The 8,277-nt window shown below is 41.8% G+C and carries 8 protein-coding genes; all 8 read right to left on the minus strand.

Going from position 1 to position 8,277, the window contains the following annotated elements; translation table 11 throughout:
- Positions 1-215 precede the first annotated feature (215 nt).
- Entirely contained in the window at positions 216-761 is a 546-nt protein-coding gene (locus ACN0UY_RS12505; RefSeq protein WP_417667514.1) for a GNAT family N-acetyltransferase, read from the minus strand.
- A gap of 78 nt (positions 762-839) precedes the next feature.
- Positions 840-1,259, minus strand: coding sequence for a tetratricopeptide repeat protein (locus ACN0UY_RS12510; protein ID WP_417667516.1), 420 nt, complete (start codon positions 1,257-1,259; stop codon positions 840-842).
- 475 nt (positions 1,260-1,734) lie between these two features.
- On the minus strand, positions 1,735-2,970 hold the full coding sequence (locus tag ACN0UY_RS12515) for a DUF4365 domain-containing protein (RefSeq protein ID WP_417667518.1): 1,236 nt from the start codon (positions 2,968-2,970) through the stop codon (positions 1,735-1,737).
- Between the two features lie 439 nt (positions 2,971-3,409).
- Positions 3,410-4,447, minus strand: coding sequence for an HNH endonuclease family protein (locus ACN0UY_RS12520; protein ID WP_417667520.1), 1,038 nt, complete (start codon positions 4,445-4,447; stop codon positions 3,410-3,412).
- A gap of 201 nt (positions 4,448-4,648) precedes the next feature.
- Positions 4,649-5,407, minus strand: a complete 759-nt coding sequence (locus tag ACN0UY_RS12525) for a DUF262 domain-containing protein (RefSeq protein ID WP_417667522.1) — start codon at positions 5,405-5,407, stop codon at positions 4,649-4,651.
- A gap of 61 nt (positions 5,408-5,468) precedes the next feature.
- A complete protein-coding gene (locus ACN0UY_RS12530) occupies positions 5,469-6,146 on the minus strand; it encodes a hypothetical protein (RefSeq protein ID WP_417667524.1) in 678 nt (225 codons plus the stop codon).
- Positions 6,147-6,231: 85 nt separating this feature from the next.
- The gene (locus ACN0UY_RS12535; RefSeq protein ID WP_417667526.1) at positions 6,232-6,912 is read right to left on the minus strand and encodes a hypothetical protein; all 681 of its coding nucleotides are present in this window, start codon (positions 6,910-6,912) and stop codon (positions 6,232-6,234) included.
- Positions 6,913-6,996: 84 nt separating this feature from the next.
- Positions 6,997-8,112 carry a hypothetical protein gene (locus tag ACN0UY_RS12540; RefSeq protein WP_417667528.1) on the minus strand — a complete coding sequence of 372 codons (1,116 nt, stop codon included), beginning with the start codon at positions 8,110-8,112 and terminating at the stop codon, positions 6,997-6,999.
- Positions 8,113-8,277 lie beyond the last annotated feature (165 nt).

The raw sequence follows: 8,277 nt of genomic DNA on the forward strand, positions 1-8,277 counted from the left end.
GTCACAAATTCCACGGACGGAGAACTTCATGACTTCTGGATCACTGAGCATTGCGGTGAGCACCGGAACGTCTTGATGGGACAGCTTCCTTGCAATCAACCTCTCTGTTTCAAACAATGGCACCTACCTCTCCCTGTGCATAACGCCGCTAGCACGCGCGGCTTTGTAGTGAAGACGATGCCGCAACGGAAAATCCGTCGCTATGCCTGGCCTGGTTATAAGGCATGTAACTCCCACTGATCCTTGCTGATCTTGTACAAAACATGCTCGCAAAGCGGGTCAGAAAATTCTAGGTCAGGATGCTCAAAATTGCTGGTATAAGCCATCCCGATTTTCTCCATGACAGACTGCGAGCGAATATTACCCACTGTCGTAAAAGAGACCACTTCATCTAAACCCAAGTGAGTAAAAGCGTACCGCAATGACTCTTTGGCGGCCTCTGTCGCGTAACCCATACCCCAATATCGTTTCGCAAGACGCCAGCCGATCTCAACACATGGTGAAAAAGGCATGCTTTCCTTGGGAATGTGCAGACCCACAAAACCAATAAACATACTATGGCCAGGAATCTCAACTGCCCAAAATCCCCACCCGCGCTCAGCAATGAGTGATCTGATTTTTTCCCCCATTGCGTAGCTTTCTTGAACGGTAAGAAGCTTAGGGAAAAACTCCATCACATCCTTATCCTCACACATCTGTGAAAAAGGAAGGAGGTCTTCGTCATTCCACTGTCGAAGTATTAATCGTTCCGTTCTAATCATGTGCCAGATGATGCCTTATAACGCTTGTAACATTTGACCGGAAAAACGTAGCTGTTTTGGGTCAAGTGCTTACCCTGGTTATGATTTTTTACTTGAATCGCCATCCCTAGCTAGCTCCATGTTAAGTTGAGCCGCGCTGTATACTGAACTTTGCGCTGATACTTTAGCGTAATATTCAATTGCCTCAACAAACTTTTCTTGATCAAACAAACTGTTACCCAAATTAAATAAAGCATCATTCCTATTATTAAAAGGAGCGAAAATAAGCGATTTTCTAAAACACTCTTCAGCCTTAACTGGGCTATTCAGCTTATCGTAACAATTACCAAGAGCCAACCACGCTTCCGGGTCTTCTGGCCAATATTCGAGTGATTCATTAAAAGCTTTTACAGCATTTTTGTAACGACCTTTATTGTAATAATCACAGCCAATTTTGTATGCATTGTGGTTTAACACAGAAGCATTTGGCTCGAACTCTTTCTCGTTACGTTGCTTCATAGCTAATACTCATAACGCTCACTTAAGGGGCCGGAACTGCGTAGCAGTGGAGGTCCCAGCCCGCTTACGGGCAACTTGAATTTTTTGTATGGATAATTCTCTGCGTTTTCCGGGTAAATTGGGACCACCCTCAACGGCCATTGAGGGCCTTCATGCAGCAGCTCGATTGAATGCCGGCTCCTCTTACGAGAGACCGATAACAAGTGGATAACGCTGCATGACTCGATAGCGATAACTCGAACAGTCATCGGCACCCAAAGGGCATCACAGGCCCCGAGCCCGCATAGCAAGGCAGAGTTAGCTTATGACCATACACACAGAAAGCCAAGCTCCCAGGTTATGCGACGCGTGGGGCCCTTGCGACCGCTGTCTTTTCGTGCGGCCGAACGCTTTGCACACCGGCCGTAAAAAGCGTAGCTTTTGGAGGTCCGAGCCGCGTAGCGGTTGAAGTGCTGCAACTTGTTCTGTGGATTCTCTACGAGATCTTTTCTCGTTCGTACTTGATGCGGTTGAGGCACTTGTTCGCGTCGTCCAGCGCCGAGGCAGTCATTTGGCGACGAACTTGAGCGGCCCAAAGTTCGATGCCGCGTTCATTGTGGTGGAGAACAATATTGTGCGCGTACGCTAGCATGCTCCCGACCGGCACATCCAGATCATGGCACTCGTATGGTGATTCTGGGGAACTGGCGTGGGCATCGTATGCTTCAGAAATCTGTTGGCGCGCGGATTTCGTTTCCGACAGGAAATTGGCCTCGGTGCTCGCGTCCGACTGCCACTTTCGAAGAGCTTGCCCGATGTACGCCAAACTTCCGCTTACAAGCGCGACGATTGGATCTACTAAGTCCAAATAGTGCTCCTTGTCGAAATCGCCGTGGCCATTTTCGCTGAGTCCGGCCAGGGGGCTTTGCTTCCAGTCCACAATGATACCATCGCCCACGTCTTCTCCGGTCAGCGGACTCGGCGCGTACGTACCATCAAGATTTTGGTCAATCCAGAGGCTTCGACACGTGTAGCTGGCCTTCTTTTCTTCAGCCACACTGGCATAAATGAAGGTCCAAACAACATGCGCGCCGGCGTCGCCCCACCTGCCTTTTACTATTGCGTTCCTGGAGTATCGGCGCTTCGCGGTCTTAGACGTCATGTCCCTGATAACCGCCGCCAGTTCCGGTTTGGTCATGGGACGGTTAAGGACAACTTTGACTGAGTAACGTTTAGCCATACCATGGCTGACATCCTCAGTCGAAACGAGCGTGTAGTCGCTGGACGCGACACGCGGCGTTACGAGGTCCTTCAGTGCCTCACGCGTCTCCTTGCCAAGTTGTCGCGCTTGGGGAACAGCTAGCTTGTAGCCCTTCCCTGTCGATTCGATGGTGTCCTCGGCAACCCGCTCCCAATATACAATTTCATTTTCAGGATCGCATAGGCATACGATGACGGGAAGCGTATGTCCCAGCCAGTAGTCGACGTGTTGCACATCCGGGCGGTAGATGTAACAACCATCCTTCATTTCCCCAAGGTAGCTACTACCAGACTTGATCTGTATCGCGACCAACTGCCCAGTGGCCGTCTCATCATCAATCAGTTCGGCAATCGCATCGATTCCGTAGTCACTGCTAGCCTGCTCTCGCACGGCAAAGCCTGCAGCCTCGCCGCGTACTGTGACCCAGCCAAGTCCTTGACGTTCGATGCGATCAGATTCTTGCGCTTTCACGGGCGTGAGTCCTCCCTGGGGGGATAGCATAGGCTGCTGAGTTGCTGGATGGCGGACCATGTACATATGAATCCACAGAACGCCGCACTAAAGGGCCGAAATAGCGAAGCTATTGAGGTCCCAGGGAGCAAAGCGACCGATTTTCAGTGCCTTGTTATGCTGTACCATATCACCAGCCATTGTTTTTCTTTCTTTTATCATTTAGCGCATCTTTTATCATATCGCCCGTACATTGGGTACAGATCCAGTTGTCAGACGCTTTTGCAAAAACGTAGTAAATTATTCCAGGTATTATTCCAATAAAAAGCAGGATTAAGAGCAGTCCTATATTTATATGCTTATTTAAAATAAGTATCATCTCATTTTTGCAATGTGGACACGGATGAAGTTTCATTCTCTACCCCTGTTCTCATGCTGATATCAACGCATAACGCCGCAATCAGCCGCGTGTTTTTTGCGTCGGCTGAATTGCATTGTTATGTAGCACGAGACCTTCTTTCTTAAGTACAAAACCAAGATTCACAAACTCAATCATTTTTCCAACTCCGCCAAAATTTATACCCCACCGTTTTTCCATAAACTTTAACAGTTTCACGTTCCTTTTAACAATTTCTATCGCTGTCCATTCCTTATTGTTTGCTACTTCTATTTCTGAAAAAGATCCATATTTAAAGCCTATAGTCGTTTTAGAGTTTCCAACTTTTTCTAAAAAAGGCTTATTCTGAAAACTAGAATTTTTAGGTTGCGACAAAGGAACCAAATTACCAATTGAGTGCCTGAGCATACTTCTTTCTTTGCTTGTGTAATGTTTATACTTATCAACCCAGCAGGCTTTCCTAGGGTTTTGCGGGTAAATATGCTCTATTGTTTTGTGATCTCTTTGATCATCAGCTATATCTTCCCAACGTAGCTTGTCAGTATATGTTTTTGATTTTTCTTTAAGCTCCTGCTCATATTCATACATAAAGTACCTCAACCCTCTCCAACGATAAAAACCACCGTCTTTAAATGATTCAGATATTGTCCTATGCATACTCATGTCTTTTGCGAAATCTTCTGCGGCATCATCAATTTTAGAAATGATTTTATCCAAAGCCATATCATCATTACTTAGGCTGCTCGCCCACTCTATGAAAACTGATGGGTTAAATGTTATACGGTATGATCTGTTTGCAAGGATTATACAAAATAATAGCTTTTCAAGTGACTTTATGAACTTTACCAAAAGTGATTGATCATTTTCTTTTTGAAGGCTAACCATTATTAATGGTAAACATTCATCGATGTTTATCCTGTTAATCTTATCAAGCCACCTCGCAATTTCTGGGTCTAACGAAGAACCTTTTGGATTTGAAATCTCATACCATTTTTCAACAGATGATTTAAGACTGCTAACGTAGCGATACAATTCAGGAACAGTAAGCTTTTCACCCTCGTTTGAATGTAATGACTTTGTTGTGAACTTATCCTCCAGCAAATAGTCCTGATAATATGCTCCATAACCTCTAAGGAAGCGCCTGTAATTAATTGAGTCACCATTATTCAGCGCCTTACCATAAAAAAGAATGAAATGATTGAAGAGAAAAACGTCATCATCAAGTGGATTTTCTTTGTTACGCCCTAATTGATGATAAATAGTTTTCCAACATTCATTAATTGAATCTCTTAACTTTCGCTTTTAAAACTCGTCAGAGTCAACCTTAGTTGACAAGTAAATAAGTCTATTTTTCAGAAGCTCGAGGTGTGACAAAGGCTTACCTCTATTGTTCATGGTTTCAAATGAAACATGAACATCTATTTCATGAGACATTGAATAGATGTTAAATAGTAAGTTTTGTGTAACCTTTGTGTACAACGCTTCTATTTGATGAATGTCAAGACTGTACAACTGCTCTTTAAAATACTCTTTCGCTATCAGTAGGTTGTTAGTATAAATGGTTTCTTGCACATTAGGCTGATTATCGGATAGCTCACAGAATATTTTTTGCTTTAAAAATTCATAACTAGGATTATCTACTTCATAACCAAAAAGATAAGACCTAGATATTCCTCCATCTTTCGATTCATAGATGAATTTTTTGCGTATTTCGTTAGGATTAGTGTAGTTTATTTCACTATCACCGATAGCTTCAAGGATACATTGAATCAAGATTACCGTAGTGGTCAGTCGTTGTTGACCATCTACAACATAATGAGGTTCATAATTTTTAGATTCAATTATCCACTCGTCATCATCCCACTTTGAATATTTATCTTTCTCTACATCTTCTAGCGTCAGCACCCCCACATAATGATTATGACCTTTCTCAAGTTGTTGTATATCCGACCAGAAATATTTTAGCTGCTTCTTAGTCCATGCATAACCACGCTGATAGTCTGGGATTCGCAGAAGTCTTTCCGTGAAAATTTTTGATACGGAATAAAGTTCAGTTTTCACTAGAATTCCTTAAATTTATCTGTAATTATTCTGATACATAACGCTAAAATCAGCCGCGCTTTCAGCGTCGGCTAAATTTGTTTGTTAGCTTTTTCTCTATTTTTTCTGGGAGACTAGCTTTACCTAATGCTATATATTCTGTCAGTTTATTCATTCTTCGATGGTGTGCGAGCAGTAACTTCAGGGTTACTTCTGGATTCTTAGTTCTAGCGTTTAGCTTTTGAAGACTTTCAAATCCAAGACTTTTCGCCAATTCCTCTGACATTTGATTAAGATACTTCACTTCATTTGCAGAAAACTCTGCAAACTCCATTTGCTGTTTCTTTCTGTTCCGAGCCATTTCCAGGCGAGCTTTATCAATTCTTTTATAGCCCTCAACAGCAGCCACACCCGCACCAACTAGAATTCCAACGGACTTTGCCACTTGCAGTGCAACATCCGGATTCATAAATAGGTCTATCCAGCCCGGAGATGCATATTTAATCTCGGCTATTTTTGGAGTATCTTCCTTTGGAATAAGCCCTTGAAGAACCCTATATATGTTTGTATAACTGTATCCACCTTGCCAAGGATAATTAATTAATGATGAATCTATACGTTTCTCTTTATTTTCATCTAAATTAAAATCAAAACAATAGATAAAAGAATGTATTTGAGAATACGTATATGGAAAATCATAGAGATCCTCTAGCTCCCACCGTTCATCCATCAAAACTCTATATACTTCTATTTCTTCCATGGTTTCTCCATCCAAGAGAAGCTAACGCCGCCAGCAGGGGCAAACAAAGCGCGTAGCGGTTTGGCTGTCCCTCTGGCTGGCTTTGTTAGCTCACCCACCCAGAATCTGTGAGGTGATATTGATCGTTTTCATCTAACACCATGTGAAAGACTTTGGTGTAATTAGATGTATTAGAATCTTTGCAATTTATAACTAATTTTAATTCTTCTGGAGCTTCACCGCTGGTATGCGAATCCCATGTTAGCTTGTGTTTTTTACCAGTTTCAAAGTAATGAACAATGCTATTTTGCGGAATTTGCTTAATTTCAGGATCGGTAGTAAAAAATACTCCTGACGCAGGCTGGCCAGAATTAAGAAGGTGAATATTAAATGTTTTCTTAGTGCTTTGTGACATCCCTTTACCCGCGCCAGTAATTGTAAAATGTGGATGCGCTTCTCTCAGAGATCTAATTTCCTCTATTTCTAGAGCTTTCAAATCTGCTTGAACTTGCTCCTTTGTTGCTTTTACTAATTCTTTATGCTGCTCTACAGATCGCTTCAATTCGTCAGCCTGAAGTTCTAGAGCTTTTGTATTTTGTCGCAATTCTGATTGCTGTTGCATGTAACCCAAAATTAACCAAAACAACATCAGGGGCCCGAAAACACCCGCAAAAAAATCACCAAATTCGTTTAGCGGCATTGTTGCCAATTCGGGGAAACTATTCCACCGGAAGAGACCAATCACTGCCACGTACAAGATGGTTATTATTATTCCGATTTTTGTCACGAGTTCTCCCTAAAGCTAACGCCCGCATTTGCGGCTGGTTTGAAGCGCAGCGGAAAACCAGTCCGACAACATGCGTTTGTTAGCTTATTCTTGGATTAGTGCGTTTTTGAAGCCCGTTAAATAAGCCTCAATATGCTCATTTTCATCTTTAGACACTAACTTAGGCATCACAAATGAGAGATGCTCGTATAACTCAAGTATCGTTCTTTTACACGATGTCAGTGTAAGCTCTCTTTCTTGCCACTTTTCAATATCAGTACTAGAAGCAGCAAGTAGAAAAATAGTTTGAAACGCCAAATTTTGGTTGATTTTTTTGTGCTCAAACGACAGCAAAAATGCTACAGGGAACCAGGCCATGAAATAGCAAATATTCTGAAACTTATTATCTTGCTCTCCAGCATGAGCTAAAGCATGACGAGCATATTTTAAATCATTTAGGTAGCTTTCAATATTAGCCTTGATTAGCTCTTTTTTTCTGGATACATTTTTAATATAAAAACTATTGACGTTTTTATTTTCACCTTTATTTAATTCGATAAATTCAAAAGCAGCATCCAAGAATCTTTCTGTAATCTGAGGTAATTTCCACTCTAACTTTTTAGCCAATTTCTCAACTGCCATTCTTGCAAATAAGACTCGGTCGATAAAATCATTATCTGTATACAAATTCCTACTTTTGTTAAAAATAGAAATTATCATTAAGTCATCATCGCTGAGCGGCAATGATTTAATGAGATAATAATATTTAAGGTTTTCCTTTGTTAGAGACACATGACCAAAACTGCCACTTAAAGCTTTAGAGCCAAAATATTTTTTTAATGGCATCAGGAAACTATCAACTCCATTGCTAAAGCGTACTTTATGCTCGAACGACGGGTCCTTGTTCTTCTCTACAATCCTAAACACCTCAAACGTATCATTTGAAACAAAATCAAGATGATTTGAAACAGATGACAAGAAGTATGCAAACTTAATAAACTCTATCTCTCGGTATATAGATTCATTAATAGCTTGTGAAACAGTACCCCCTGTCGAAAAACCATCAACTTCAATCAGTGACCCATCAATATCGCCAAATACTTCTGGGTCAATTAGCAAATCTGGGTTATCCCACTCTGAAGCTTTCAAAAACCTGACTTGGCCTAAATCAATGTCATCCTTCAAATGAAGATTTGGCAAATAATACGCTATCTTTCTCATTTTATTTTCCGATACTTATCAATTTACCCAAGAAGCTAACGTTTAGTTAACGTGCCGCTGAAAGCGCAAAAAAATATACGTTGGCACAGAGTTCATGATGAGTCACCGATACTCCCCCTTTCAAGGTCACGTTCAACGCCTTGTTGGACATGATCGCTTACTGCC

It is taken from the genome of Pseudidiomarina sp., assembly GCF_048268165.1.
In the GTDB taxonomy this organism is placed as follows: domain Bacteria; phylum Pseudomonadota; class Gammaproteobacteria; order Enterobacterales; family Alteromonadaceae; genus Pseudidiomarina.